The sequence below is a fragment of the Clostridium lamae genome, assembly GCF_033043255.1.
GTDB lineage: Bacteria > Bacillota > Clostridia > Clostridiales > Clostridiaceae > Clostridium > Clostridium lamae.
Window position 1 is genome coordinate 1 of record NZ_JASCQJ010000018.1, and the last position, 26425, is coordinate 26425.

A 26425-nucleotide genomic window follows, 5' to 3' on the forward strand; every position below is an offset into this window, starting at 1 on the left:
TAAAAACTACTAAATTAACTAATATAATGCTAAAAATTGCAGATAAATATTTAGATATTTTACTTTTTATAATTAATTTATATATTGGATTAGTTATCAATAATAAAAGTAAAATTATAAAAAAAGGTTTAAAATAGTTTTTTATTATTATAGTTATAGCTGCCACGATTATAAATGTTATAATTAAATTTATTATTTTTCCATATGTATTATATAACTTCATAGAACTACTCCTCATTATTTCATACTATGATTATATTAGTTTTATTTATGATACATACCTTTCATATAAATTATTCTATTTTGTGAATATAAAAATAACAGATTAGCTAAAGCTAATCTGTTATATATTAAATGTTACTAATCTTAAATTCCTATAACAAATGTTAAATAATAAAATACTACTGCTGAGTTGAATAATATAGAATCAAATCTATCTAAAATTCCACCATGTCCTGGTATCAAATTACTGTAATCTTTAATTCCAACATATCTTTTTATTGATGATGCTACCAAGTCTCCAAATTGGCCCATTATTCCACATAAGGCTCCAATTAAAAAGAAATGTATTATTTGAATCCCTGGTACATAAGAAGCTATTATAATTCCAAATATCCCGCATCCAATTGTACTTCCTAACAGTCCTCCAACTGCACCAGCTATAGTTTTCTTAGGACTTACTTCAGGACATAACTTTTTCTTACCTAAATATTTACCAGAATAATAAGCTAACGTATCAGCTCCCCAAGATCCTATAAATATTAGCCACACTAAAAAATTCCCATAAATTTTACTATTAACAAGAGGAATAAAGCTAAACAATATTCCTACATACAAAAAACCTAATAACGTTATTGAAGCATCAATAAATGTATACTTCAAATTAATAACTGGTATTACTAACAAAATCATAGTAGCTAATACAGCTATATAGATTAAATAATCAAAATCATTTCCTAATAAATAAAATATCGCTAAAAGTATATATCCTATTATAGGTAATGGATTAAACTCTTTTTCCTTTAAAGCTTTATAAAACTCATATAAACCACATACTGAAAGAACCATTGTAAAACCCTTAAGCCAAACTCCACCTAGTAAAATAAATACTATAAATGGCGCTATCATAACTGCTCCTACATATCTGCTATTTAACTTCATACTTCCACCTCAAATACTAAACTCCACCATATCTTCTGTCTCTATGTTGATAATCATAAATGGCTTCATGTAAGTGTTCTTCTTTAAAATCTGGCCAACAAACATTTGAATACCAGAACTCTGAATAAGCGCATTGCCATAATAAGAAATTACTTATTCTTTGTTCACCTGAAGGTCTAATAATTAAATCAGGATCTGGAGTATCACTAGTATATAAATATTTTTCAAATATCTCTTCATTAATATCCTCTATATCTATATTGCCATTTTTCACTTCATTTGATACCAATTTTACTGCTCTAATTATTTCATCTCTTCCGCCATAATTAAAAGCAATGTTTAAGACTATTCCTTTATTATTTTTAGTAATTTTTACAGCATCGAATATTTCCTTTTGCGCATCATTTGGAAGTTTACTTATGTCTCCTAAAACTCTGATTACTACACCATTTCTATTTAGTTCTGCAAGTTCACTTCTTAAATATTGTACTAATAATCCCATTAATGCTGATACTTCTTCATCTGGTCTTCTCCAATTTTCAGTTGAAAAAGCATATAGAGTTAGATATTTTATTCCTATAACATTAGCTTCTTTTATAACTCTCCTTATAGTTTCTACACCTGCTTTATGTCCCATAGTTCTTGGAAGTTTTCTTTTCTTAGCCCATCTTCCATTTCCATCCATAATTATTGCTATATGCTTTGGAATATTATCTTTATCTAAAACTAATTCCTTGTTTTGTTTTTTATTTTTACTAGTTTTAAAAACATCTAACATATTTTATGTTCCCTCCACCATTTGATATGGAAAAAACCTGCTTAATGGCAGGTTTTAAATTGACATAATCTCTTTCTCTTTTGCCGCAACTAAAGAATCAACTTCTTTAGTATAAACATCTATTGTTTTTTGAACCTTTTCTTCTGAATTCTTTAGTTCATCTTCAGTTATGTCACCATCTTTTTTTAGTACTTTTATTTTATCATTAGCTTCTCTTCTTATAGATCTTAAAGCAACTTTGGCTTCTTCTCCAGTCTTTTTAACAACCTTAACTAAATTTTTTCTAGTTTCCTCTGTTAGTTCTGGAACTACCAATCTAATTACACTTCCATCATTTGATGGGTTAATTCCTAAATCTGATACTAATATAGCCTTTTCTATTTCTTTAATTAAGCTCTTTTCCCAAGGTGAAATTACTAAAACTCTTGGTTCTGGTGCTGAAATATTAGCTACTTGGCTTAATGGACATGGACTTCCATAATAATCAATTTTAATTCTATCTAACATTGTTGGGTTAGCTCTACCAGCTCTTAAAGTTGATAAATCTGATTTTAATACAGAAATAGTTTTTTTCATTTTTTCTTCTGCTTTTACTATAATATCCTTAATCATAATAACCTCCTATTTTTTAGATGAAACTAAAGTTCCTATTTTTTCACCAGAAATAGCTCTTTTTATATTTCCTGGTTCATCTAATCCAAATACTAAGATTGGAATATTGTTATCCATACATAAAGATGTAGCTGTTGAGTCCATCACTTGTAATCCTTGTTCAAGTACTTCTATATAAGTAAGTGTATCGTATTTTTCAGCATCTGGATATTTATGTGGATCTTTATTATAAACTCCATCCACTTTTTTAGCTAAAAGTATTACATCTGCTTCTATTTCAGCTGCTCTTAATGCTGCTGTTGTATCAGTTGAGAAATAAGGATTTCCTGTTCCAGCAGCAAAAATAACTACTCTTCCTTTTTCTAAATGTCTTACAGCTCTTCTTCTAATAAATGGTTCTGCTATTTCTTTCATTTCTATTGCAGTCTGAACTCTAGTCATTACACCATGTTGTTCAAGTGAATCTTGCAGAGCTAAAGCATTGATACACGTAGCAAGCATTCCCATATGATCTGCTTGTGATCTATCCATGCCTTCACCACTTCTACCTCTCCAAATATTTCCGCCGCCAACTACTAAACCGACTTCAACACCCATATCAACTAAATCTTTTACTTCTAGTGTTATTCTTTTAACTATATCAAAATCAAATCCAAAACCATTTACTCCTGCTAAAGCTTCACCAGAAACTTTAAGTATAACTCTCTTATATTGACTTTTTCCCATTCTTAGTACCTCCATACTTGTTAAGTTGTTTCCTAAAAAAAGAGAACACAATATGTGCTCTCCTTTGTATTACTTACTCATCTTAGCTACTTCTTCAGCGAAGTTATCTTCAGCCTTTTCGATACCTTCTCCTCTTTCGAATCTTACAAACTTATTGATAGTTATAGGAGAACCAACTTCCTTTGATTTTTCTTGAAGGTATTTGCTTATGCTCTTATCCCCATCTTTTACCCAAGCTTGATCTAAAAGACATACTTCTTTATAGTACTTTTGAATTCTTCCCATTACCATTTTTTCTACAATGTTTTCTGGTTTTCCTTCATTTAATGCTTGAACTCTGTAGATTTCTTTTTCCTTTTCTAATGAATCTGTATCTACATCTTCTCTGCTTAAGAATGTTGGGTTAGCAGCTGCAACTTGCATACAAACATCTTTTGCTACTTCTTTTAATACAGCAGCGTTATCAGCATCACAGCTTAATTCAACTACAACACCAATTCTTCCACCACCGTGGATATAGCTTTCAACTACACCATTTGCAACATTAAACTTGTCGAATCTTCTTACAGTCATATTTTCGCCTAACTTAGCTATTAAAGCTGTAAGAGCTTCTGATACTGTATTTTCAGCATCATATTTTTCAGTTACAAATTCTTCTACAGTTGTAGCTGAAGTTGTTGAAGCCATTTCTGCTAATCTAGTAGCAAAATTTACAAATTCTTCATTAGCAGCAACGAAGTCTGTTTCACAGTTTAATTCAACTATACCAGCTAACTTGCTATCTTCTGATATGTAAGTCTTTACTATACCTTCAGCAGCAACTCTTCCTGCTTTCTTAGCAGCAGCAGCAAGACCCTTTTCTCTTAATATTTCAATAGCTTTTTCCATATCTCCTTGAGCTTCTGTTAAAGCTTTTTTGCAGTCCATCATTCCTGCACCAGTTTTTTCTCTTAATTCTTTAACTGATTGAGCAGTTATCATAATGTATTCCTCCTAACATATTGTAAACCTTATACTCTAGGTTAAAAGGTAAATGAGAACCCCCACCTACCTTTTTAATTTTATTACTCAGCTAATTGTTCGCCTTGTCTTCCTTCAATTATACCATCAGCAATTTTAGCAGTTATTAATTTAACAGCTCTTATTGCATCATCGTTACCTGGAATTACGTAATCAACTTCTTCTGGGTCACAGTTAGTATCTACAATACCTACTACTGGAATTCCTAAAATTCTAGCTTCTGAAATAGCATTTTTTTCTTTTCTTGGGTCTACTACAAATATAGCACCAATATTTGTTGAATCTAAGTTCTTGATACCACCTAAATTCTTTTCTAGTTTTTCCATTTCACCTTTTAATTTGATAACTTCTTTCTTAGGTAAAACTTCGAAAGTACCGTCTTCTTCCATAGCTTTTAAAGCTTCTAATCTGTTAATTCTAGTCTTAATAGTTTTGAAGTTAGTTAACATACCACCTAACCATCTATTATTAACGAAGTGCATGTTTGATCTTATTGCTTCTTCTTCGATAGCTTCTTGAGCTTGCTTCTTAGTTCCAACAAATAAGATTTCTTTACCTTCTGCAGCAACTTCTTTAATGAATTCATAAGCTTCATCTACTTTTTTAACAGTCTTTTGAAGATCTATTATATATATTCCATTTCTTTCTGTGAATATATAAGGAGCCATCTTAGGGTTCCATCTTCTTGTTTGGTGTCCAAAATGTACACCTGCTTCTAATAATTGTTTCATTGATATAACTGACATTTTCTTACCTCCTGGTTATTTCCTCCACTATCTTCTTATAGAGCTTCCTTTAAGGCACCATCTCTATAAATTGGATAATGTGTGTATTTCTTACCTTTGTTAGTATATCATAAGCTTTTACCAGTATCAACATTTTTTTAATACAAATATCAATAAATAAGTCAATTATTTTAACAAAAAAACGTTAAATTATTTTTATAATTTAACGTTTTTAGTATATGTTAGTTTATTTTTTTTAATTCATCTAATAACTTATCATTTAAAATTTTAATATGAGTTCCCTTCATTCCAAGAGATCTAGATTCAATAACTCCTGCACTTTCAAATTTTCTTAATGCATTAACAATTACGCTTCTAGTTATTCCAACTTTATCTGCAATCTTTGATGCAACTAAAAGTCCTTCATTACCTTCTAGTTCTCCAAAAATATGTTCAACCGCTTCAAGTTCTGAATAAGATAATGTTCCTATAGCTAATTGTACTACAGCTTTTTTTCTAGCTTCTTCTTCAATTTCAACTTGCTTTGCTCTTAATATTTCTAATCCAACTATAGTTGCACTGTATTCAGCAAGAACTAAATCATCATCTGTGAAGTTTTCAGCAAATCTTGCTAGAATTAACGTACCTAACCTTTCTCTATTACCCATTATCGGAACAATAGTAGTAACCTTATCTTCCATAATGCAATTTCCTTCTTCTTCAAAAACGCATACTCCTTGGTTAGATAAATTCGCCATAGTTTCTTGGATATTTAATAAGCTCTCATTATAATCCTTTGGGAATCTTTTTTCATCTAAAACTTGTTTTTTCATTACATCACATTGAAAATTCTTAGAAAATGCATATCCTAGCACCTTACCTTTTCTGCTAGTTACATACACATTACATGATAAAACATCACTTAATAATTCACATATATCTTCAAAAGCTACTGGATCAGTTCCCGACTTCTGTAATATCTTGTTTAACATTCTAGTTTTATTTAATAATGCTGACATTCACTTTTCCTCCTATGAACAAACCGTTAAATTTTTAGAAAATTTCAAATTATATAAATTTTCCAAAAACATCTTTATTACTTATTTATACTATCATAGGATTTTTTTATTTTCAACAAATTTCTTCGCATTTTCGACATTTTTTCAAGAAAAATATTTTTTTTGACATTTTGTCAAATTGTAATCAATTTCTTTTCTTTATTTTTCATCTTCATCCTTGCTTATCTTAACAGTTTTGTTACAATTAGAATTTGAACACTGTGCGTAATTCCCTTTAGCCTTGCTATATTTAAGAACCATATACTCACCACAATCTGGGCATTTATCTTTTAATGGTTCATTCCAACTAACAAAATCACAATTAGGGTAGTTAGAGCACCCAAAGAATTTTTTACCTTTCTTGCTCTTTTTAGCTAGCACTTTACCACCACATTTTGGACAAGGTGCATCAATTTCTTCTACAATCGGTTTTGCATTTTTACATTCTGGATATCCAGGACAAGCTAAAAACTTTCCAAATCTTCCACGCTTAATTACCATCATCTTACCACATTTATCACATGGAACATCACTTACCTCATCTTCAATTACGACTTTAGATATTTCTTTTTCTGCTTTTTCTAAAGCTATTTTCAAAGGAGTAAAGAATTCTTCAACAACTCTTTTCCACTCTTCCTTACCTTCTTCAATATAATCTAGATTTCTTTCCATATCAGCTGTGAAATCAACATCAACAATTTGCTCGAAATAATCACTCATTATATTATTAACTATAAAACCAAGTTCAGTCGGAACTAAATTTTTCTTTTCTCTATTTACATAATCTCTATTTAATAAAAGTGAAATTGTCGGAACATAAGTACTCGGTCTACCAATTCCTTTTTCTTCTAATAATTTAACAAATGATGCTTCTGTGTATCTTGCTGGTGGCTGAGTAAAATGCTGCTTACCTTCTATAGTAACTTTATTCAATTCATCATTTTCTTCTAATGTAGGCAATGCTACATCTTCATTATCCTCTTCTGTCATATACTCATACAGTTTCATAAATCCGTCAAACTTTACAGTTGATCCACTTGCTCTAAATTTGTAGTCTCCATTCATTATTTCAATTACATTTGTATTAAGTTCACAAGAAGCCATTTGACTTGCCATAAATCTATTCCAAATTAAAGAATATAACTTATATTGCTCAGAAGTAAGTGAATTTTTCGCAACTTCTGGTGTTATTTCAATTACAGATGGTCTAATTGCTTCATGTGCATCCTGAATATTTTTCTTACTCTTATAAACTCTTGGTTTAGCTGGAGCATATTCTTTACCAAAGTTTGAATTTATAAAATCAAGAGCCTTTCCTTGAGCTTCATCAGAAATTCTAACAGAATCTGTTCTCATATAAGTGATGAGACCTACAGTACCATATCCTTTTACTTCTACTCCTTCATACAAAACTTGCGCTATAGACATAGTTCTTTTCGTCATAAAGTTTAATTTCTTTGATGCTTCTTGTTGAAGAGTACTAGTAGTAAATGGCGCTAATGGATTTTTAAATTTAGTACCTTTTTTCACATTAGTCACTATAAATTTGTCTTTTTTAAGCACGTCAATAATTTTATCACTTTCTTCTTTTGTGCTTATTTCAATTTTCTTTCCTTTATATTGTGTTAATTTAATAGGAAACTTTTTTCTATCTTTAGTTGCAATACATTCTACAGTCCAATACTCTTTTGGTTCAAAAGCTTTAATTTCTAATTCTCTGTCGCATATTAATTTTAATGCTGCTGATTGAACTCTTCCAGCACTTAAACCCCATTTAACATTTTTCCATAAAATTGGACTAATTTCATAACCAACTAGTCTATCTAAGGTTCTTCTTGCTTGTTGTGCATCTACTAAATTATTATTAATCACTCTAGCTTCTTTAATAGAGGCTTTTACAGCTGTTTTTGTTATTTCATTAAAAACTATTCTACATTTTTTATCTTCTGGTATTTTTAAAATATTTGCTAAATGCCAAGATATAGCTTCTCCTTCACGGTCAGGGTCAGTAGCTAGATAAACTTTATCTGCTTTCTTTGCAGCTTTTTTTAATTTAGCTATTAAATCTCCTTTTCCCCTTATAGTAATATATTTTGGATTGAAGTTATCTTCTATATCAACGCCTAACGTACTTTTTGGCAAATCTCTTACATGTCCCATAGATGCTTCTACTATATAATTTTTACCAAGATACTTTCCAATAGTTTTAGCCTTTGCAGGTGATTCCACTATCACAAGATTTTGTCCCATATATCACAAACTCCATTTGTATTGGAGCTTACACCCCCCTTATTTTATATTGATTTAGCATAATAATTGCCTGGAAGACAAATAATTTCATTTCTATTTTGCATTTCAAATAATAACTCAAACAATACCTTTCTGTCAACATTTACAACATTCATAATATCATCTAAATGTATTGGCTCCTTATTTATTATATTTAAAAGAACAGTTTTGTAGTTATTTTTTTCTAATTTTTTATATAATTCTTTATTTATATTTAAAAAATCATACAAATCTTGCATTTCAGTAAAAGGTTTAGCACCATCTCTAATTAACTTATTGCATCCTTCGCTATTGCCATTAAAAACTGGTCCTGGTATAGCCATTATATCCATCCCTAAGCTTAATGCATAATTTACTGTTATTAAACTCCCACTTTTAACTGTTGCCTCTATTATAACTAATTTATCACTTATTCCACTAATTATTCTATTTCTTTTTGGAAAATTATAAGCTAATGGGGGAGTATTGGGTAAAAATTCCGATATAATTAATCCTTCATTCTTAATTATATCTTGATATAATAATTTATTATTCTTAGGGTATATTACGTCTATGCCACATCCTAAAACACCTATAGTTTTTCCCATATAATTCATTGCACTTTTTTGTGCAATTGAATCTACTCCTGTTGCTAATCCACTTACTACAGTAATATTATTCTCACTTATTTCTTTAGCAATTATTTTAGCTACTTGAGCACCATAAGTACTGCACTTTCTTGCTCCTATAACCGCTACTAGATTCCCTTTTAATAAATCTATATTACCTTTATAGAATATTACATACGGAGGTTCATCTAAATATTTTAATTTTTTTGGATATTCTTTTGAATTTATCGTTATATAGCCTATATTATTTTTATTTATGTATTCAATGAACTCTCTTACTTTTTCTTCTGTTACGTCACTTAAATCTGCTTTATATAATTCTTTTATTATTTTTATATTTTTTCTTATATTTTCTTCATTATGGTATTTTTCTAACAGCTTAATCTTCTTATCATTAGATAGTTTTATTAAAATAAACCAGATATCACTATTCTCCATGATTATCCCTCTCTATACTATTTCTCCTTCTATATTCTTTCTATAACTAAATGCTTCAATAATATGATAGTCACATATTTTTTCGCATCCATCTAAGTCAGCTATAGTTCTAGATACTCTTAATAATTTATCATAACCTCTCATTGTTAAATCAAAGTTTTTGTAATAACTTCCTATTAAAAGTTTCGCTGAACTTGATATATTAAATAAATCATCAATTTCTCTTCCTCTAACTTCAGAATTATAATTATATTTTGAATTTCTGAACCTTACTCTTTGTATTTCTCTTGCTTTTAGTACTTTTTCTCTCATTTTTTCTGAAGTCATATTATCTTTTCTACAACTAATATCCTCATATTTTATTTTAGGAACAAAATTAAGCAAATCAATTCTATCTATGAAAGCTCTAGATAATCTATTCATGTATTTTCTTCTTTCATATTCACTACAAACACATTTATTATCTCCAATTCCACCTAAGTACATTCCACAAGGACATGTATTGCATGCTGCTACAAGCAAAAAATTAGATGGCAACTTATGTACTCCATTAAGCCTAGTTATATTTATAACTTTTTCTTCTAATGGCTCCCTTAAAACTTCTAAAACCTCTTTTTTAAATTCTAAGATTTCATCTAGAAATAAAACACCGTTATGCGCTAATGTTATTTCTCCAGCCTTTATTTCTTTTCCACCTCCAACTAATGCAGTTCTAGTTATTGTATGATGAGGATTTCTAAAGGGTCTAACTACCTTACCATCTCCTGAGAATAATCCCGAGGCACTATATATTTTAGCTATTTCTATTTCTTCTTTACTAGATAATGGTGGCATTATTGATGGCAATGCCCTAGCAAGCATGGTTTTGCCTGCTCCTGGTGTTCCGTATAGGAGCACATTATGTTTTCCTGCCGCAGCTATCTGCATGACCCTTTTAGATGTACTTTGACCTATTATCTCTGAATAATTAATGTTATCTTTCATAATAAATTTATCTTCATCTTGAAATATGTATGGTAATAAATCCTTATTTTCAATAAAAGATATGACTTCTTTTAAGTTTTTAAATGGATAAAAATTTCCAATATTAAAAGACCTAAGTTCTTTTAGGTTACTTAACGGGAAAATAAAATTATTCTTTTTTTTACTATCTCCTTCAAATATAATAGGAAGGATTCCCTTTACTCCTTTTAAATTTCCTCCTAATGAAAGCTCCCCAAAGATAATAAATTCTTTTAAATCTTTAATATCTATTTGGTTTGATTTCATAAGTATTCCTATAGCAATAGGTAGATCTAATAATGAACCTATTTTCCTAATATCAGCTGGAGCTAAATTAATAATTATTCTTCCTAAAGGAAACTCATATCCACTATTCACTATTGCAGATCTTACTCTTTCCTTGGATTCCTTTATAGATGTATCTGGTAGCCCTACAATACTAAAACTTGGCATACCTCTACTTATATCTACTTCAACACTAACAAGCATTCCATCTAAACCATTATGTGTAGCACTTATTATTTCAATTGACAAATCACTCACCTCCTTAAGGATTATTGACAATAAAAATTATTTATTAACCATACTTTCATAGAATTTTTTATATTATTTATGTCAATATTTTAAAATGGTGATTTTATGAAAAAATATAATAAAGATATTGGTAATTATGGTGAAGATTTAGCTTTAGATTACCTGAATAAAATAGGATATAAACTAATAACTAGAAATTTTCGATGTAGAAATGGTGAAATTGATTTGATCTTTAAATTTGAAGAATTAATAATCTTTATAGAAGTAAAAAGTAGGTATAGCTATCACTTTGGAATACCTCGTGAAGCTGTTACCTACCTTAAACAAAAACAAATTTTTTCTATATCTAAGTATTTTTTATACAAATATAAATTATTAAACTATAATTGTAGATATGATGTAATTGAAATTTACTTTAATAAAAACAACAATTCATATTATATAGAACATATAAAAGATGCATTTAGACCATATTAAATATTATAAAATATTTTTTAGGAATGACATCCTATGTATAGCACAGGTTCCAAACTCCTTTATTCCTTGAATATGTTTAGTAGTACCATAACCAGCATTTTCATCAAATCCATAGTATGGGTACTCTTTAGAATATTCTTTCATTAAATTATCTCTATGAACCTTAGCTAATATAGATGCTGCAGCTATTGATGCTGATTTTGCATCTCCTTTAATAACTGATTTATTTTCTATGTTGATTCCTTTAATCAAATATCCATCTGATAAAACTAAATCTGGCATTATACTCATTGAAGTGCAAGCTTCTAGAAAAATGCTATTATTACAATAAGCTATACCTTTTTCATCAATTTCAGTATTAGATTTTTCTGAAATATGATATGCTATGGCTTTATTTTTAATTTCTTTTGCTAACTCTTCCCTCTTTTTTTCAGATAGCTTCTTAGAATCATTAAGCCAAAGTATAAACTCATCTTCAAATACATTTAAATCTAATATTACTGCACAAGCAACTATAGGCCCAGCTAATGGTCCTCTTCCAACCTCATCCACTCCAGCTACATAAGTATAATTTCCAAACCCCTTATCAAAATTATACATCTTAGTAACTCTCTCACACTCTTTTTTTAATTTATCTCTTTCTTTTAAGAGCTTATCACTTAATGCCTTTACATTTTTTCTTTTATCTAGCGCTAACTTATCAATTAAATAAATAAGTTCTGCATTATTTTTTTCTTCAACTATATTTATTTCATCTACTAAGCCTTTCACTTCTTTATAGCTTAAAGATTCTATATCTTTGTTTAATAACTCTAACATACTAACCCTCATTTTCCTCAATTGGATGCTCTAATGAAATATTACCTATTTTCCCACCTCTAAATTCATCTAATAATATTACGGCGATTCTATTATAATCAATTTCGCCACCTTTTATTAAACAACCTCTTTTTCTAGCAATACTATTTAAAGTTTCTAGTGGATCTTCATTAACATCTTCGATTTTATATCTTTCAATAAGATTACTCTTGTAATAATCTTGTAATCTTTTTACTAAATTATAAGAAAGCTCTTCTATATCCATGATTTCATCTTTAATAGCTCCAGTGAATGCTAAATTAAGTGCAGTTTCATCATCTTCGAATTTTGGCCATAGAACTCCTGGTGTATCTAACATTTCAATATCCATCTTCGTTTTTATCCATTGTTTACTTTTAGTAACACCAGGTCTATCCCCTGTTTTTGCTATATTATTCTTTGCCATTTTATTTATAAATGTAGATTTTCCTACATTAGGTATTCCAACTACCATAACTCTCATTTGAATTTTAACTAAGCCTTTAGATTTTAATCTGTCATGCTTTTCTTTTAATAAGATATCTAGTGTTGGTTTTATTTGGTTTAAGCCCTTTCCGGTTAAACAATTTACTTCTAGAACTTTTACAGTTTCTGATGACAAATGATTTATCCACATTTTTGTAACTCTATTTTCAGATAAATCACTTTTATTTAATAATATTATTCTAGGCTTTCCTTCACAAAGTTTATCTATATCAGGATTAGCAGAACTTCTTGCTATTCTAGCATCCCTAATCTCAATTACAGCATCTACTAATTTTAAATTTTCTTTAATTTCTCTTTGAGTTTTTTTCATATGACCTGGAAACCAGTTTATTTTACCCATTTTTTATTTCCTCCGTACAACGTATTTATTATTATTATATCAAAATTTTACTATAAAAATCTTAATTCTATAAAAAGAAAAGGGACTTAAACAAGTCCCTTACACTCATTAGATATTATCTAACGTTTAATTCTTTAACTTTAGCAGCCTTACCTACTCTATCTCTTAAGTAGAATAACTTAGCTCTTCTAACTTTACCTCTTCTTGAAACTTCCATCTTATCAATGATTGGAGAGTTCATTGGGAAAGTTCTTTCTACTCCAGTTCCGTAAGCAACTCTTCTTACAGTGAAAGTTTCTCTTAATCCACCATTTTGCTTCTTGATAACTGTTCCTTCAAACATTTGGATTCTTTCTCTTGTTCCTTCTTTGATCTTAACGTAAACTTTAACAGTGTCTCCAACATTAAAGTTTGGAAGATCGTTTCTTAATTGTTCTGCTTCAATAGCTCTTATAATTTCGTTCATTGTGTAGTCCCTCCTTAATTTTTATTAGACGTTCTTAACAAATATTTGACAGAGGACCGCCCGTACTAACACAAACGTAATTTTAACATAATTATTCTTATAGTACAATAATTTATTTATATTTTTCTAATATTTTTTTATCTTCTTTACTTAATATTATCTTTTCATATAAATCTTTTCTTCTTTCTTTTGTAATAAGTAAAGATTTTGCTCTTCGCCATTTTCTTATATTTTCATGATGGCCTGAAAGAAGTATTTCCGGCACTTTATCACCTTCAAACTCTTCCGGTCTAGTATATTGAGGGTATTCTAATAAACCTTCTGAATATGATTCATCTTCATGACTCTCTTCTTTTCCTAAAACTCCACTTTTTAATCTTAAAATAGAATCTATTACAGGAATTGCTGCCATTTCTCCACCTGTTAGTATAAAATCTCCAAGAGAAATCTCTAAATCTATATGTTTATATACTCTTTCATCTATTCCTTCATAATGACCACATACAAAAATAAGTTCTTCTTCTTTTGCTAATTCTTTAGCCATTTCTTGATTAAATGTTTTCCCACGCGGTCCTAAAAAAATCACTTTCCCTTTATTATTTTCTTTAGAGTGCCTAATAGAATCCACAAGTGGCTGCGGTGTCATTACCATTCCTGCGCCACCTCCATAAGGATAATCATCTACTTTTTTATGTTTATTTAAAGTGAAATCTCTTATATTTAAAGTATTAATTTCTATAATACCTTTATCCTTTGCTTTTCCAATTATACTATGATTAAAAATATCAAACATTTCTGGAAATAATGTAAGAATATTAATCTTCATCTTGCCATTCTCCTACAGGTTTTATAGTTATTTTTTTATTTTCAACATCAATATCTATAACTATGTCTAAAAGCACTGGTATTAATAGTTCCTTAGGCTTTCTAATCCAATACACATCATTGTTTTTAGTTTGAATTACATCATATATTTCTCCTAAGTTTTTACCATCTGTATCATAAACAGTACATCCTATTATATCTGCAATATAATAAGTATCTTCTTCTAAAGGCACTGCATACTCTCTTGGAATCTCCATATATTTATTTTTATACTTTTCAGCTTCTTCAATTGTATTTATCCCTTCAATTTTAACTATTACTCTATCCTTTTGATATTTACAACCTTGAATTTTTCTTTCAATGCCATCTATTATTACAAAATCCAATTCATTAAATCTTTTAGGATCATCTGTTAATGCTATAACTTTTACTTCTCCTTTTAAGCCATGAGTATTAACTATTTTCCCAACTCTTAAAATATCTTTCATATTTACACCTCTTTTTAATTGATAATTAATAATGCATAATGCATAATTTATGTTATAATTCAGCATAAAGCTGAATTTATTAATTCCCTATTCCAGCTAAGCTAGACTATTCCCTTAATTATGCAGTATATATTACTCATTGTGTACTAATAAACAAACTTATTTATTTGTAATTTAATAAGTATTGTCAAATATATTAAATTGATATATTAATATTTCTAATATATCTATATCTTAGTATATAGATATATTAGAAATATTACACTGTCAATAAAATAATGTTTAAAAAGAGTTAGGAAAACCCTAACTCTTCTTATCAATAATTTCAACTACTACATTTTTATTTTCTCTCATGGCTGCTGCTTTTACAACAGTTCTAATAGCCTTAGCTATTCTTCCCTGTTTGCCTATTACTTTTCCCATGTCTGCAGGAGCAACCTTTAGTTCCAGAATAATTGATTGCTCTCCTTGTACTTCATTTACATGAACTTCATTTGGATTATCCACAAGGGATTTAGCTATATTTTCAATTAATTCCTTCATAAACACCTGTAATTAAATATAATTACAGAGTCCACCTCCTAAAAAATTACTTATTTAATCCTGCTTGAGTAAATAGTCTCTTAACTACGTCTGTAGGTTGAGCTCCATTTTGTACCCATTTAGTAGCTTTTTCTTCGTTGATTTTGATTTCTGCTGGTTCAGTTAATGGATTGTAGTATCCAATTTCTTCGATGAATCTACCATCTCTTGGTGCTCTTGAATCAGCAACAACTATTCTGTAGAAAGGAGCTTTCTTAGCACCCATTCTTCTTAATCTGATTTTTACTGCCATGTTTTTTCACCTCCTTTAAAAAATATAATTTATATTAACTCATAAAAGGTAATTTACCAAAGAATCCTTTTTTAGATTTCTTTTGCATAGACTTCATTTGTTTCATTTGTCTTCTCATCATATCGAATCCCTTAATGAGTTTATTAACTTCTTGTAATGATGTACCTGAACCTTTTGCAAGTCTCTTTTTTCTTGAAGATGAACCTGCTATAAGCTTTGGATTTCTTCTTTCTTTCGGTGTCATTGATTGAATTATAGCTTTGACTCTGCCTAATTGTTTTTCACCAGCATCAAAATCTATATCCTTCAATTCCTTTGGCATCCCAGGCATCATTTCCATGATCTTACTTAAAGATCCTAGTTTTTTCATTTGTTCCATTGCTGATAAATAATCTTCATAAGTAAAATCATTTTCTAGCATTTTAGAACTTAATTCTTGAGCTTCCTTGTCATCAAAAGCTTGCTGAGCTTTTTCTATTAAAGATAAGACATCTCCCATCCCTAATATTCTTGAAGACATTCTATCTGGATAGAACACTTCAAAATCGCTCATTTTTTCTCCAACACCAATAAATTTAATTGGTTTTTCTGTAATATGTCTAATTGATAATGCTGCTCCACCTCTAGTATCACCATCAAGCTTAGTTAAAATAACACCAGATATATCTAATGTATTATTAAAACTTTCTGCAACATTTACTGCATCTTGACCCGTCATAGAATCTACTACAAGTAAGATTTCTTGAGGTTTAACTTCAGCTTTTATAGATTTTAATTCATCCATTAGATTTTCATCTATATGAAGTCTACCTGCAGTATCTATTATTATTACATTATTTCCATTTTCTCTTGCATGAGCTATTCCTGCTTTTGCTATATCTACAGGATTAACTTTATCACCCATTTGAAAAACTGGAATATCGATTTGCTTTCCAACTACCTCTAATTGTTTTATAGCCGCTGGTCTATATATATCACAGGCTACTAATAGAGGTTTTTTATTTTGCTTCCTAAGTTGTAGTGCTAGTTTTCCACTCATGGTAGTTTTACCTGCCCCTTGTAGGCCAACCATCATTATTACCGTTGGACCTACTGAGTTAAAATTTAATTTACTTTCACTACCACCCATAAGGTCAGTAAGTTCTTCATTAACAATTTTAATAACTTGTTGAGCTGGAGTTAAACTTTCTAAAACTTCATTCCCAACACACTTTTCACTAACTCTTGAAATAAATTGTTTAACTACTTTAAAGTTAACATCTGCTTCAAGTAAAGCTAGCTTTACTTCCCTCATGGCTTCTTTTATATCTTTTTCAGTTAGCTTTCCTTTACCTCTAAGTTTTTTAAAAGCTTCCTGTAACTTATCGGATAAACCTTCAAAAGCCATATTAAACCCTCCTATGATTTTATAACTCTTCTAATATACATTTGTATTTATTATAATCCTCTTCTGTAATTGAATATTTACATTTTATTTCATTAAGAAGATTAATAATTACTTCTTTTTGCTTAAAACTCTTATTAAGCAAATTAAGCTTCTCTTCATAGGATAGAAATTGTTTATAACATCTCTTTATTAAATCATGGATAGCTTGACGACTTGTGTTATTTAATTCAGCAATTTCAGCTAAGGATAAATCCTCATTATAATAAAGCTCCATAATCTTATACTGTTTTTCAGTTAATAATGGTCCATACAGATCCATTAATAATGAAATCTCAACCCTATCTTCCATTTCATCACCTTACCCACAAATGAGATTTTAGCAAAACAATTCTATACTGTCAAGTACTTTTACTTAACACCCACGAAAAATTTTATAATAAAATTATAAATGCATAATTCATAATTGATAATGGATAATTAATGAAATTATTTAGCTAGCTAAATAATAAATTTTAAGAAATTCAGATTCATCTGAATTTCAACATTAATTACGCATTATGCATTATCCATTATTAATTCTAAAATAATGCTTCTGCAAAACCTTCTGCATCGAACTCTTGTAAATCTTCTATTCCTTCTCCAACTCCAATATATCTAACTGGAATATTTAATGTGTTCTTTATAGATATTACTACTCCACCTTTTGCTGTTCCATCTAACTTAGTCAATATTATTCCATCTATAGGGCAAGCCTCCATAAATTGTTTCGCTTGTATTACTGCATTTTGTCCTGTAGTAGCGTCTAATACTAAAAGAGTTTCTTTATCAACACCTTCAAACTCCCTGTCTATTATCCTACCTATCTTTGATAATTCATCCATAAGATTTTTCTTATTATGAAGTCTTCCTGCTGTATCACATATTAATAAATCTATGTTCCTCGCTTTTGCTGCATTCACCGCATCAAAAACTACTGCTGCTGGATCTGAGCCCTCGCTATGCTTAATTAAATCTACTCCTGCTCTTTGACTCCATACTTCTAACTGATCTATTGCTGCTGCTCTAAAAGTATCAGCTGCTGCTAAAAGGACTTTCTTTCCATTATTTTTATTTTTAGCTGCCAATTTACCTATAGAAGTAGTTTTTCCTACTCCATTTACACCTATAACTAATAATACCTTTTTCCCTAATTTTTCTTCACTTAATTTTTCTTCTGTTCCTTCTAATAACATATCCTTAATAACAGTTTTTAATGCTGGATATACATCATTAGGATCATTTATTCTTTCTTTTCTAATTTTATCCTTCAATCTATTTATTATCTCTATAGTTGTGTCCATTCCAATATCAGACATAACTAATATTTCTTCAAGCTCTTCGTATAAATCTTCATCTATAGTTATAGCTAATTTCAAAGTTTCATTAATCTTATCTGTTAAAGCATCTTTCGTTTTTGAAAGTCCTGTTTTTAAATTATCAAATATTTTCCCAAATAAAGCCATAATTTTCCTCCTAAATTTCTTTACTTAAGTCTACAGAAACCACTTTAGAAATTCCTTTTTCCTCCATTGTAATACCATACATAACATCACTTGCTTCCATAGTTCCTTTTCTATGAGTTATAACTATAAACTGTATATTCTCTGAGAATTCTCTTAAAAACTCAGCATATCTGTACACATTAGCATCATCTAAGGCTGCTTCTATCTCATCTAGGATACAAAACGGAGTAGGTTTCATCTTTAATATAGCAAATAATAGTGCTATAGCAGAAAGTACTTTTTCTCCACCAGACATTAAATTAATATTTTGTAGTTTCTTACCTGGTGGCTGAACATTAATTTCTATATCCGCTGTAAGCTCATCACCTTCACCTAAAATAAGTTCTGCGTTTCCACCTTTAAATAAATCTTTAAACGTCTCATTAAAGTTCTTATTTAATATTGTAAAGTTTTCTCTAAATAATTCTTGCATTTTTACAGTCATTTCGTTAATAACTGTCATTAATTCTTCTTTAGCTTTATTTAAATCTTCTTCTTGTGATGACATAAATTTATACTTTTCACATACTTCCTCATACTCAGCAATAGAAGCAAGATTTACTGTACCTAGCGCTGTTATTTCAGATTTCAGTTTAAAAATCTCATCCTTAACCCTTGATACATTATCAATTTGTATAGCGATCTCCATCGCTTCTGCTAAAGTTAAGTTTAACTCTTCATTTAATCTAATATAGTAATTTTCTCTTTCACTTTCTAATTTAGCAAAAGAAATTTCCTTTTTATTTAATTCATTTTCTAATATTCTTATTTCCTCTATTAGAAGATTAGAGTCTCCATCTTTTATTTTTAGCTTATCTTTTAAACTTATTCTATTAGCTTCATCAAATTTAAATATATCTTCTAATTCACTTAATCTTTTATTAACTTCAGTAATAAATGATGTCTTTTCTTCAATTAGCTTTCTTAGAGAGTTTATCCCATTATTTTTTTCTTCATTATCTTTCCTTATAGAAAAAATCCTTTCTTCTCTATCGTTCTCCTCTTTTTCTTTTCTTTTAACTTCTGACTGTCTCGCATAAACAATTTCATCTAATTTAGCTTTATCAATCTTTATTTGGATATTCTCATCTTTAATTTTATCAAAAGCTTCTTTTTTTTCTACAAGCTCCTTTTGAATAATGATAATCTTTTCATTATTTTTATGCTTAGTATCTTGTAAAAGATTTAATTGTTCTTTCTTTCTCACTATATCTTCTTTTAACTTTGCTAAACTTTCATTATTTAAAGATATTTCCTTTTTAGAAACTTCTAATGTATTTTTAAGCTTTAGGCTATCATTTTCAAGAGCTCTTACTTCACTTTCAAGCCTTGTAATATCGATATTTTTACCATGTATATCATCACTTTTATTTAATATATCCTCATCCATTTCCTGAATTTCAACTCTTAATTTACTTAATAATTCCGATTCCAATTTATAATCATTCTTATTGGTATTTATAGATTCTTCTAATTCTTGAATTTCTCTTCTTCTACCTAAAATACTTGAATTATTTTTCTTGTATATACTACCACCAGTTAGAGCTCCACCCGGACTTATTACTTCTCCATCTAAAGTTACTATTCTTAACTTATAATTCCCTAATCTAGATATTTTTAAGGCAGCTTCCATATTCTCAGCAATAATAGTTTTACCTAAAGAATAATCCATTATCTCCTTATACTTACTGTCGAAACTTAATAAATCAGATGCTAATCCTATGTATCCTTTAATGCGTTTCATCTCATCAGAAACATTAATTCTGGTACCTTTAATAATATTTAACGGTAAGAAAGTTGCTCTACCTAAAGAATTTTTCTTTAAATACTCTATCAGAAGCTTAGCACTATTTTCATCTTCAGTAATTACATTTGATATAGCTCCACCTAATGAAATTTCTATAGCTGTTTCATATCTCTTATCAACAGTAAAAATTTCACCAAGTACCTTAGCACCTTTTCCATAGGATATTTGTCCACTTTCTATTTTTTCCATCAATCTTTTTATTGATAATTGATATCCTTCATAGCTTTTTTCTAAATCCTTGAGAGTAGTAAGCTTACCCTCTAAATTATTTGTTTTCTTTGCTATATCTCTTAAAAATCCTTCTTTTTTATTTACTTGACTATTTAAAGCACCTATCTTTTTTCTATTAACTAAAATATCACTTTGAATTTCTTCTCTTAATTTCTTTAAAGAATTAATTTTTTCGTTAATACTAGAAATTGTAGCTAAATTAATACTTATATTTCCTTCAATAGTCTTTAAATTATTCTCTCCACTTACACTAAGTTCTTCCTTATTTAAAATTTCCTTATTTAGCATTGCTATATAATTATTGATTTCAGAAGTTTTTCTTAAAAGTTCAAATTCCTCTTCTTTTATTTTTATTGAACCTTCCTCTAAAATCTTTATTTCATTATTTAACTTGTGATTAGTTTCTTCGAATTCTTTAAGTAAATTTTCTTTATTAATTTGTTCTTTTATCTTCTCTTCAAGATCCCTCACTAACAGCTCTTTTTCTTCTTTAGATTTTATTAGTGCTTTTTCTAAATTATCAATTTCTATAGAATCTTTTTTTAATATTTCTTCAAAGTTTTTTATTCTTTCTTTATAAATTTCAATGTCTTTTAAACTCTTATTTACTTCCTCTTTCTTCGAATAATACTCTGTTTTTTCATCATTATTTTTCTTTTCTAACTCTTCAATTTTTCCTTCTAAAAGTAAAATTTCTTCCTTGGATTTATTTAATAAGTGTCTCTTTTCCTTAATATTTTCATTTCTATTATTTATTTCGTTATTTACCGCTTCAATATCTCTATCTATCGCTTTAATATTATTTACTAATAATGAAACTTCCTTTATTTTTAAGGAATCTGCTAAAACATTATACTTTAATGCCTTTTCTCTTTCTTCTTTCAGTGGCTCAATTCTCTCTTCATAAGTAGAAATAATATCTCTAATTCTTATTAAATTATTTTCAGTATTGTTTAATTTTCTTTCTGCTTCATCTTTTCTAGATTTAAATTTAACAATACCTGCAGCTTCTTCAAGAAGTGCTCTTCTTTCCTCAGCTTTCCCACTTAATATAGCTTCAATTTTCCCTTGTCCTATAAGGGAATAACCTTCTTTACCTATACCAGTATCCATAAACAGACCATGAATATCTTTAAGTCTACACTTTTGATTGTTTATTAAATACTCAGTCTCACCTGATCTAAATATTCTTCTTGTTATAGTTACTTCTGAGTAATCAGTATCTAAAGAATTATCTGAGTTATCTAGAGTAAGTGAAACTTGTGCCAATCCTACAGGCTTTCTAAATTGAGTTCCTGCGAAAATTACATCTTCCATCTTTCCGCCTCTTAAAGTCTTTACACTTTGTTCACCAAGAACCCATCTTACAGAGTCAGAAATATTACTTTTCCCACTTCCATTTGGACCAACTACTGCTGTTACTCCTTTTTTAAATTTCAAATTGGTTTTATCTGCAAAAGATTTAAAACCTCTTATTTCTAGGGATTTTAAAAACATAGATACACTCCTTAACTAATTAACGATACTAATAAACTCATGGAAAGCATGATAGCTAAAAATATAGTAATCACTTGCATGAGTTTTTGTCTTGTTTTCTTTTTCATATTCAACACTCCTGTCCTATTTAAGTTTATAGTAAAGAGAATAAAATATCAATATAAGGTAGGCAAAATATTGCCTACCTTATACTTATCTCTTGAATTCTTTTTACAACTATAATATTAATTTTACCTCTTTTTAATTTATCTTTAGTATTAACCAGTATCTTACCTCTATGATTATCTTTTAACTTATTAAAATAAAACTTTTTATTAGCATATAGTTTACTTAAATCTTTCGAATTAATTTCTATAATTATATCTTCATTTTCATTAATTTCGCTTTTTATATTATCGCAAATCAAACTTCCTTCTACTAATTCTCTAAAAGCAGGATGAAATGGTCCATCTACTAAATCTCCACCCCATGTAATATTTTCAGTAGGTTGAAGACCTATTCTAATTATATTTACATTCGCCTTAGTATATAGCTTATATAATTCTTTTGATATATATACTGCATCCTCTAAGGAATACGGCTTATACTCTCCTCGTTTATACATTATTTCCATAGGTGTATCTTTAATTACTAAAGCAGGATAAATTCTACATATATCAGGTTTCATATCAATTGATTTTTTTACAGTTTCAATATCTTTTTCAAAAGTATCCCCAGGAAGCCCAGGCATTATCTGATGTCCTAAAGTAAAGTTATATTCCTTTATTAATTTTGAAGCCTCATAAACATCCTTTGCTGTATGCCCTCTTCCAGATAGCTTTAGAATTTCATCATCTAATGATTGAACTCCAAGTTCTATAATATCTACCTTATATTCTTTTAAATAACTTAATATATATCTATTTATAGCATCTGGTCTAGTAGACATTCTTATCTTATCAATCAACCCTTTATCCTTATATTCTTTTGCTACAGATAAGAGTTCTTTTTGTTTATTTACGTTAATAGCAGTAAAAGTTCCTCCAAAAAAAGATACTTCAACAGTAGAATTATTATGATTAATAGTCTTTAAATACTCTTCAATTGTATTTTTTACATCTTGTGCTGTTACTTCATTTTCGACCTCTTTTGCTATCTTATCTTGATTACAGAATACACATTGATGCGGGCATCCTATATGAGAAATAAATATAGGAATTATATAATGTCTTTTATTCATCTAATCCCTCCAAAGACTTTAGCGCTTCCTTTGCTGCGTTTTGTTCCGATTCTTTTTTACTATATCCTTGACCTCTTCCAAGTTCTTTATCTTCAACTATGACTGAAGTATAGAATTTTCTTCTATGTGGTGGACCCTCATATTTTAGCAATTCATATACTATGCTAATCTCTCCAGATTTTTGCATTTCCTCTTGTAATTTCGTTTTATAATCTAAAATAATATCATTATTTATAGCTTTACTTATAATTTCTCTAAAGTGGCCTATTATATAATCTTTAACAAATTCAAGCCCTTTATCTAAATAAATTGCAGCAAGTAATGCTTCAACAGAATCTGCTATAATAGAAACTCTCTCTCTTCCACCAGTAAGCTCTTCTCCCTTACTCATTCGAATAAAATATCCTAAATTTAATTTTTTTCCTATTTCGTAAAGTGAATTTTCACAAACAATCAAACTTCTTATTTTAGTTAATTCTCCTTCACTTTTATTTTTATAATTTAAGAATAAATACTCAGTAATACATAATTGAAGTATTGAATCACCTAAAAATTCATATCTCTCATTATAGTCTTCATCTCTATGTTGATTGGCATATGAACTATGCGTTAATGCAGTTTTTAATAATATTGGCTCATTAAAAGTTAGTCCTATATACTCTTCAACCTCTCTAATATTAAACTTCGCCATTTTCTACAACTCCTCGAAGTTTATTCTTCAATTTGCTTTTTAATAAGCTTTAATAGAGCAAATTCAAGAATAAACTATTTAATTTATAAATTTTAAATATAAAATCCCGCATTTTTGCGGGATTAAATTACTCTTCTACATGATTTTTTAAATACTTAACAACATCTCCAACTGTTTTGAAGCCTTCTGCTTCTTCATCTGGTATTTCAGTATCTAATTCATCTTCTAAAGCCATCATTAACTCAACTAAATCTAATGAATCAGCATTTAAATCATCAAGGAAAGAAGAGTCCATTGTTATTTCATCTTCATTAATACTTAATTTTTCAGCTATAATTTCTCTAACTTTTTCGAACATCTAATTCACCTCCTACATACATCATTTAGATAATATTATATATTATTTATCTAGTCAATATGCATATTGGTATTATTTATATATTATTTTGTAGCTCTTCTTTAATTTTTTCTAAGACACCGTTATCATAAAAAGTTTTTGTCTGTCTTATGGCATTTTTAAAAGCTTTCCCATCTGAGCTTCCATGGGCTTTAATACAAATACCATCTACCCCTAAAAATGGAGCACCACCGACTTCTTTATAATCAAACTTAACCTTTAATGATTTAAATACAGGCTTCAACAATACTGCCCCTAATTTACTCATTATTCCACTTGATAAAATTTCTTCTTTTATCATTTTTAACAATGTAGATGCAACACCTTCATACATCTTTAATAACGTATTTCCAACAAAACCATCACAAACTAAGACGTTTGTATCACCTTTAGATACCTCTCTAGGTTCTACATTCCCTACAAAGTTTATTTGTTCTTCAGCTTTTAATAGTTTATGTGCAGCTTTAGTTAGCTCATTCCCTTTTTCTTCTTCTGCTCCAATATTAACAAGTCCTACTGAAGGATTTTTTGTTCCTAGCACTCCTTGATAATATATTTTTCCCATTTTCGCAAATTGAACTAAATAATTTGGTTTGCAATCAACATTTGCACCTGCATCTACTATCATAAAACTTCCATTTTTTCCCGGCATTATAGGAGCAAGGGCTGGTCTTTCAATCCCTTTAATTCTGCCTACTACAAGTGTACAACCTGCTAAAAAGGCTCCTGTACTACCACCCGATATTACAGCATCACACTCTTTATCCTTAACAAGTTTTAAAGCTTTATATAGACTAGAATCTTTTTTCTTTTTCAAAGCCATTACAGGATGTTCATTTGGTGAAATTATTTCTCTAGCATCGACTATATTAATTAAAGATTTATCACAAGAATACTTCTTTAATTCCTCTTCTATCTGTTCTTTTGGTCCCGTTATATAGTACTCTATTCCTTGGTATTCATTAAGAGATTTAATAACTCCTTCAACTACAGCTTTAGGTGCATTATCTCCGCCCATTCCATCTATAGCTATCTTCATAAATTTCCACCCCTTTTCCTTATATATAAAGAAAAGAAAGTCATTAGACTTTCTTTATTCTTCTACAGAAGCAACTACTTCTTTACCTTTATAGAATCCACAGTTCTTGCAAACTCTGTGAGCTAACTTCATTTCGTGACATTGTGGACACTCAACTATTCCAGGTAAGCTCGCTTTAAAAGTTTGAGCTCTTCTTGAATTTCTCTTTGCTCTATATGTTTTTCTCGCTGGATTTCCCATTACTACACCTCCTTATTTCCAAACAACTCTTGTAACTTTGCCAGTCTTAAGTCTACATCATTTGTTTCACAATGACAAGAACCCTCATTAAGATTTTTACCACATTGGTAGCAAAGTCCCTTACAGTTATCTGTGCAAAGTCTCTTAATAGGTAAGGTTGAAATAATAATATTTTCAACTGTTTTAGCAATATCAAATGTATCGCTATCTACAAAAATAATCTCTTCATCATTTTGAAGTTCCTTATTATTTGTAAACCTTTCTTCTATATCAATATCTATTGGATAGATAAAGGCCTCAAGGCATCTTGAACAATGCAGTTTCAATTTTGTTTTTATTGAAGCTCTTAGAGTTAAAACATCTCCAACAGAGGTAACATTTCCAACTACATTTAAAGCTTCTACAGCTTCTATTCTTTCTCCATCAAAATAAAGTGGAGCTAATTCATATGTTATATTTACTTCTTTTTTTCTATTTTTTGATGAAATTAAATCTGAAAATTGTATAATCATATGTACTTGCTCTAGATCATGTCCTCATATCCTTCAGGATACATTATGTACCTTATGTACATAGCTTGAGCCAAGCTTTATTTCACTCCTTAGATAAATATTTGCCGAATAAACACAATTTATTATATAAAGTGCATG

At 29.1% G+C, this 26425-nt stretch carries 28 protein-coding genes and 1 pseudogene; 1 reads left to right on the forward strand and 28 read right to left on the reverse strand.

Annotated elements, in window-relative coordinates:
* The 11 genes and pseudogenes from QK892_RS10005 to QK892_RS10055 form a co-directional block, all read right to left on the reverse strand.
* Positions 1 to 223 (reverse strand): annotated as a pseudogene (locus QK892_RS10005) (AI-2E family transporter); the annotation flags it as partial.
* 143 nt (positions 224 to 366) lie between these two features.
* Positions 367 to 1161 carry a phosphatidate cytidylyltransferase gene (locus QK892_RS10010; protein ID WP_317273411.1) on the reverse strand — a complete coding sequence of 265 codons (795 nt, stop codon included), beginning with the start codon at positions 1159 to 1161 and terminating at the stop codon, positions 367 to 369.
* 16 nt (positions 1162 to 1177) lie between these two features.
* Positions 1178 to 1939 (reverse strand): isoprenyl transferase, encoded by a 762-nt coding sequence (locus tag QK892_RS10015; protein ID WP_317273412.1) that lies wholly within the window; start codon positions 1937 to 1939, stop codon positions 1178 to 1180.
* A 54-nt stretch (positions 1940 to 1993) separates the two neighbouring features.
* Positions 1994 to 2551 (reverse strand): ribosome recycling factor, encoded by a 558-nt coding sequence (gene frr, locus QK892_RS10020; protein ID WP_317273413.1) that lies wholly within the window; start codon positions 2549 to 2551, stop codon positions 1994 to 1996.
* 9 nt (positions 2552 to 2560) lie between these two features.
* Positions 2561 to 3277, reverse strand: coding sequence for a UMP kinase (pyrH, locus tag QK892_RS10025; RefSeq protein ID WP_317273414.1), 717 nt, complete (start codon positions 3275 to 3277; stop codon positions 2561 to 2563).
* 69 nt (positions 3278 to 3346) lie between these two features.
* Positions 3347 to 4258: a translation elongation factor Ts gene (gene tsf, locus QK892_RS10030; RefSeq protein WP_317273415.1), complete on the reverse strand. Its 912-nt coding sequence runs from the start codon at positions 4256 to 4258 to the stop codon at positions 3347 to 3349.
* Between the two features lie 83 nt (positions 4259 to 4341).
* Positions 4342 to 5043, reverse strand: a complete 702-nt coding sequence (rpsB, locus tag QK892_RS10035; RefSeq protein ID WP_317273416.1) for a 30S ribosomal protein S2 — start codon at positions 5041 to 5043, stop codon at positions 4342 to 4344.
* A gap of 221 nt (positions 5044 to 5264) precedes the next feature.
* The gene (gene codY / locus QK892_RS10040) at positions 5265 to 6041 is read right to left on the reverse strand and encodes a GTP-sensing pleiotropic transcriptional regulator CodY (protein WP_317273417.1); all 777 of its coding nucleotides are present in this window, start codon (positions 6039 to 6041) and stop codon (positions 5265 to 5267) included.
* A gap of 198 nt (positions 6042 to 6239) precedes the next feature.
* Positions 6240 to 8330, reverse strand: coding sequence for a type I DNA topoisomerase (topA, locus tag QK892_RS10045; protein WP_317273418.1), 2091 nt, complete (start codon positions 8328 to 8330; stop codon positions 6240 to 6242).
* Between the two features lie 44 nt (positions 8331 to 8374).
* On the reverse strand, positions 8375 to 9415 hold the full coding sequence (gene dprA, locus QK892_RS10050) for a DNA-processing protein DprA (RefSeq protein ID WP_317273419.1): 1041 nt from the start codon (positions 9413 to 9415) through the stop codon (positions 8375 to 8377).
* 12 nt (positions 9416 to 9427) lie between these two features.
* Positions 9428 to 10951: a YifB family Mg chelatase-like AAA ATPase gene (locus QK892_RS10055; protein ID WP_317273420.1), complete on the reverse strand. Its 1524-nt coding sequence runs from the start codon at positions 10949 to 10951 to the stop codon at positions 9428 to 9430.
* Positions 10952 to 11056: 105 nt separating this feature from the next.
* Here QK892_RS10055 and QK892_RS10060 point away from each other — a divergent pair, with 105 nt between their 5' ends.
* On the forward strand, positions 11057 to 11428 hold the full coding sequence (locus QK892_RS10060) for a YraN family protein (RefSeq protein WP_317273421.1): 372 nt from the start codon (positions 11057 to 11059) through the stop codon (positions 11426 to 11428).
* A gap of 3 nt (positions 11429 to 11431) precedes the next feature.
* Here QK892_RS10060 and QK892_RS10065 read toward each other — a convergent pair whose 3' ends face one another.
* The 17 genes from QK892_RS10065 to QK892_RS10145 form a co-directional block, all read right to left on the reverse strand.
* Positions 11432 to 12247: a ribonuclease HII gene (locus tag QK892_RS10065; protein WP_317273422.1), complete on the reverse strand. Its 816-nt coding sequence runs from the start codon at positions 12245 to 12247 to the stop codon at positions 11432 to 11434.
* Between the two features lies 1 nt (position 12248).
* The gene (gene ylqF, locus QK892_RS10070) at positions 12249 to 13112 is read right to left on the reverse strand and encodes a ribosome biogenesis GTPase YlqF (protein ID WP_317273423.1); all 864 of its coding nucleotides are present in this window, start codon (positions 13110 to 13112) and stop codon (positions 12249 to 12251) included.
* Between the two features lie 115 nt (positions 13113 to 13227).
* Positions 13228 to 13578, reverse strand: a complete 351-nt coding sequence (gene rplS, locus QK892_RS10075; RefSeq protein ID WP_317273424.1) for a 50S ribosomal protein L19 — start codon at positions 13576 to 13578, stop codon at positions 13228 to 13230.
* Positions 13579 to 13690: 112 nt separating this feature from the next.
* Complete coding sequence (trmD, locus tag QK892_RS10080) at positions 13691 to 14404, reverse strand: tRNA (guanosine(37)-N1)-methyltransferase TrmD (RefSeq protein WP_317273425.1); 714 nt, start codon at positions 14402 to 14404, stop codon at positions 13691 to 13693.
* Complete coding sequence (gene rimM, locus QK892_RS10085; RefSeq protein WP_317273426.1) at positions 14394 to 14891, reverse strand: ribosome maturation factor RimM; 498 nt, start codon at positions 14889 to 14891, stop codon at positions 14394 to 14396. The genes trmD and rimM overlap by 11 nt, the downstream gene beginning before the upstream one ends.
* Before the next feature lie 303 nt (positions 14892 to 15194).
* Positions 15195 to 15434 carry a KH domain-containing protein gene (locus QK892_RS10090; RefSeq protein WP_291625182.1) on the reverse strand — a complete coding sequence of 80 codons (240 nt, stop codon included), beginning with the start codon at positions 15432 to 15434 and terminating at the stop codon, positions 15195 to 15197.
* 46 nt (positions 15435 to 15480) lie between these two features.
* On the reverse strand, positions 15481 to 15726 hold the full coding sequence (rpsP, locus tag QK892_RS10095; protein ID WP_066893821.1) for a 30S ribosomal protein S16: 246 nt from the start codon (positions 15724 to 15726) through the stop codon (positions 15481 to 15483).
* A gap of 34 nt (positions 15727 to 15760) precedes the next feature.
* Positions 15761 to 17113 carry a signal recognition particle protein gene (gene ffh, locus QK892_RS10100; RefSeq protein ID WP_317273427.1) on the reverse strand — a complete coding sequence of 451 codons (1353 nt, stop codon included), beginning with the start codon at positions 17111 to 17113 and terminating at the stop codon, positions 15761 to 15763.
* Between the two features lie 19 nt (positions 17114 to 17132).
* Positions 17133 to 17462 (reverse strand): putative DNA-binding protein, encoded by a 330-nt coding sequence (locus tag QK892_RS10105; RefSeq protein WP_317273428.1) that lies wholly within the window; start codon positions 17460 to 17462, stop codon positions 17133 to 17135.
* 229 nt (positions 17463 to 17691) lie between these two features.
* Positions 17692 to 18615 (reverse strand): signal recognition particle-docking protein FtsY, encoded by a 924-nt coding sequence (gene ftsY, locus QK892_RS10110; RefSeq protein WP_317273429.1) that lies wholly within the window; start codon positions 18613 to 18615, stop codon positions 17692 to 17694.
* A 10-nt stretch (positions 18616 to 18625) separates the two neighbouring features.
* Positions 18626 to 22189, reverse strand: coding sequence for a chromosome segregation protein SMC (smc, locus tag QK892_RS10115; protein ID WP_317273430.1), 3564 nt, complete (start codon positions 22187 to 22189; stop codon positions 18626 to 18628).
* Positions 22190 to 22370: 181 nt separating this feature from the next.
* Positions 22371 to 23408: an elongator complex protein 3 gene (locus QK892_RS10120; protein ID WP_317273431.1), complete on the reverse strand. Its 1038-nt coding sequence runs from the start codon at positions 23406 to 23408 to the stop codon at positions 22371 to 22373.
* Positions 23401 to 24099 carry a ribonuclease III gene (gene rnc, locus QK892_RS10125; protein ID WP_317273432.1) on the reverse strand — a complete coding sequence of 233 codons (699 nt, stop codon included), beginning with the start codon at positions 24097 to 24099 and terminating at the stop codon, positions 23401 to 23403. Before rnc ends, QK892_RS10120 begins: the two co-directional genes overlap by 8 nt.
* Positions 24100 to 24226: 127 nt before the next feature.
* A complete protein-coding gene (gene acpP, locus QK892_RS10130) occupies positions 24227 to 24457 on the reverse strand; it encodes an acyl carrier protein (RefSeq protein WP_291709402.1) in 231 nt (76 codons plus the stop codon).
* A gap of 76 nt (positions 24458 to 24533) precedes the next feature.
* On the reverse strand, positions 24534 to 25535 hold the full coding sequence (plsX, locus tag QK892_RS10135) for a phosphate acyltransferase PlsX (RefSeq protein ID WP_317273433.1): 1002 nt from the start codon (positions 25533 to 25535) through the stop codon (positions 24534 to 24536).
* 54 nt (positions 25536 to 25589) lie between these two features.
* Positions 25590 to 25775: a 50S ribosomal protein L32 gene (gene rpmF / locus QK892_RS10140; protein WP_008678357.1), complete on the reverse strand. Its 186-nt coding sequence runs from the start codon at positions 25773 to 25775 to the stop codon at positions 25590 to 25592.
* Between the two features lie 2 nt (positions 25776 to 25777).
* Complete coding sequence (locus QK892_RS10145; protein ID WP_317273434.1) at positions 25778 to 26287, reverse strand: YceD family protein; 510 nt, start codon at positions 26285 to 26287, stop codon at positions 25778 to 25780.
* Positions 26288 to 26425 lie beyond the last annotated feature (138 nt).

What these genes read in the sequence shown, in the direction of transcription:
- QK892_RS10010 (WP_317273411.1), bottom strand. Translation starts at nt 1,161, where the DNA reads ATGAAGTTAAATAGCAGATATGTAGGAGCAGTTATGATAGCGCCATTT.
- QK892_RS10015 (WP_317273412.1), bottom strand. Translation starts at nt 1,939, where the DNA reads ATGTTAGATGTTTTTAAAACTAGTAAAAATAAAAAACAAAACAAGGAA.
- frr (WP_317273413.1), bottom strand. Translation starts at nt 2,551, where the DNA reads ATGATTAAGGATATTATAGTAAAAGCAGAAGAAAAAATGAAAAAAACT.
- pyrH (WP_317273414.1), bottom strand. Translation starts at nt 3,277, where the DNA reads ATGGGAAAAAGTCAATATAAGAGAGTTATACTTAAAGTTTCTGGTGAA.
- tsf (WP_317273415.1), bottom strand. Translation starts at nt 4,258, where the DNA reads ATGATAACTGCTCAATCAGTTAAAGAATTAAGAGAAAAAACTGGTGCA.
- rpsB (WP_317273416.1), bottom strand. Translation starts at nt 5,043, where the DNA reads ATGTCAGTTATATCAATGAAACAATTATTAGAAGCAGGTGTACATTTT.
- codY (WP_317273417.1), bottom strand. Translation starts at nt 6,041, where the DNA reads ATGTCAGCATTATTAAATAAAACTAGAATGTTAAACAAGATATTACAG.
- topA (WP_317273418.1), bottom strand. Translation starts at nt 8,330, where the DNA reads ATGGGACAAAATCTTGTGATAGTGGAATCACCTGCAAAGGCTAAAACT.
- dprA (WP_317273419.1), bottom strand. Translation starts at nt 9,415, where the DNA reads ATGGAGAATAGTGATATCTGGTTTATTTTAATAAAACTATCTAATGAT.
- QK892_RS10060 (WP_317273421.1), top strand. Translation starts at nt 11,057, where the DNA reads ATGAAAAAATATAATAAAGATATTGGTAATTATGGTGAAGATTTAGCT.
- QK892_RS10065 (WP_317273422.1), bottom strand. Translation starts at nt 12,247, where the DNA reads ATGTTAGAGTTATTAAACAAAGATATAGAATCTTTAAGCTATAAAGAA.
- ylqF (WP_317273423.1), bottom strand. Translation starts at nt 13,112, where the DNA reads ATGGGTAAAATAAACTGGTTTCCAGGTCATATGAAAAAAACTCAAAGA.
- rplS (WP_317273424.1), bottom strand. Translation starts at nt 13,578, where the DNA reads ATGAACGAAATTATAAGAGCTATTGAAGCAGAACAATTAAGAAACGAT.
- trmD (WP_317273425.1), bottom strand. Translation starts at nt 14,404, where the DNA reads ATGAAGATTAATATTCTTACATTATTTCCAGAAATGTTTGATATTTTT.
- rimM (WP_317273426.1), bottom strand. Translation starts at nt 14,891, where the DNA reads ATGAAAGATATTTTAAGAGTTGGGAAAATAGTTAATACTCATGGCTTA.
- QK892_RS10090 (WP_291625182.1), bottom strand. Translation starts at nt 15,434, where the DNA reads ATGAAGGAATTAATTGAAAATATAGCTAAATCCCTTGTGGATAATCCA.
- rpsP (WP_066893821.1), bottom strand. Translation starts at nt 15,726, where the DNA reads ATGGCAGTAAAAATCAGATTAAGAAGAATGGGTGCTAAGAAAGCTCCT.
- ffh (WP_317273427.1), bottom strand. Translation starts at nt 17,113, where the DNA reads ATGGCTTTTGAAGGTTTATCCGATAAGTTACAGGAAGCTTTTAAAAAA.
- QK892_RS10105 (WP_317273428.1), bottom strand. Translation starts at nt 17,462, where the DNA reads ATGGAAGATAGGGTTGAGATTTCATTATTAATGGATCTGTATGGACCA.
- ftsY (WP_317273429.1), bottom strand. Translation starts at nt 18,615, where the DNA reads ATGGCTTTATTTGGGAAAATATTTGATAATTTAAAAACAGGACTTTCA.
- smc (WP_317273430.1), bottom strand. Translation starts at nt 22,189, where the DNA reads ATGTTTTTAAAATCCCTAGAAATAAGAGGTTTTAAATCTTTTGCAGAT.
- QK892_RS10120 (WP_317273431.1), bottom strand. Translation starts at nt 23,408, where the DNA reads ATGAATAAAAGACATTATATAATTCCTATATTTATTTCTCATATAGGA.
- rnc (WP_317273432.1), bottom strand. Translation starts at nt 24,099, where the DNA reads ATGGCGAAGTTTAATATTAGAGAGGTTGAAGAGTATATAGGACTAACT.
- acpP (WP_291709402.1), bottom strand. Translation starts at nt 24,457, where the DNA reads ATGTTCGAAAAAGTTAGAGAAATTATAGCTGAAAAATTAAGTATTAAT.
- plsX (WP_317273433.1), bottom strand. Translation starts at nt 25,535, where the DNA reads ATGAAGATAGCTATAGATGGAATGGGCGGAGATAATGCACCTAAAGCT.
- rpmF (WP_008678357.1), bottom strand. Translation starts at nt 25,775, where the DNA reads ATGGGAAATCCAGCGAGAAAAACATATAGAGCAAAGAGAAATTCAAGA.
- QK892_RS10145 (WP_317273434.1), bottom strand. Translation starts at nt 26,287, where the DNA reads ATGATTATACAATTTTCAGATTTAATTTCATCAAAAAATAGAAAAAAA.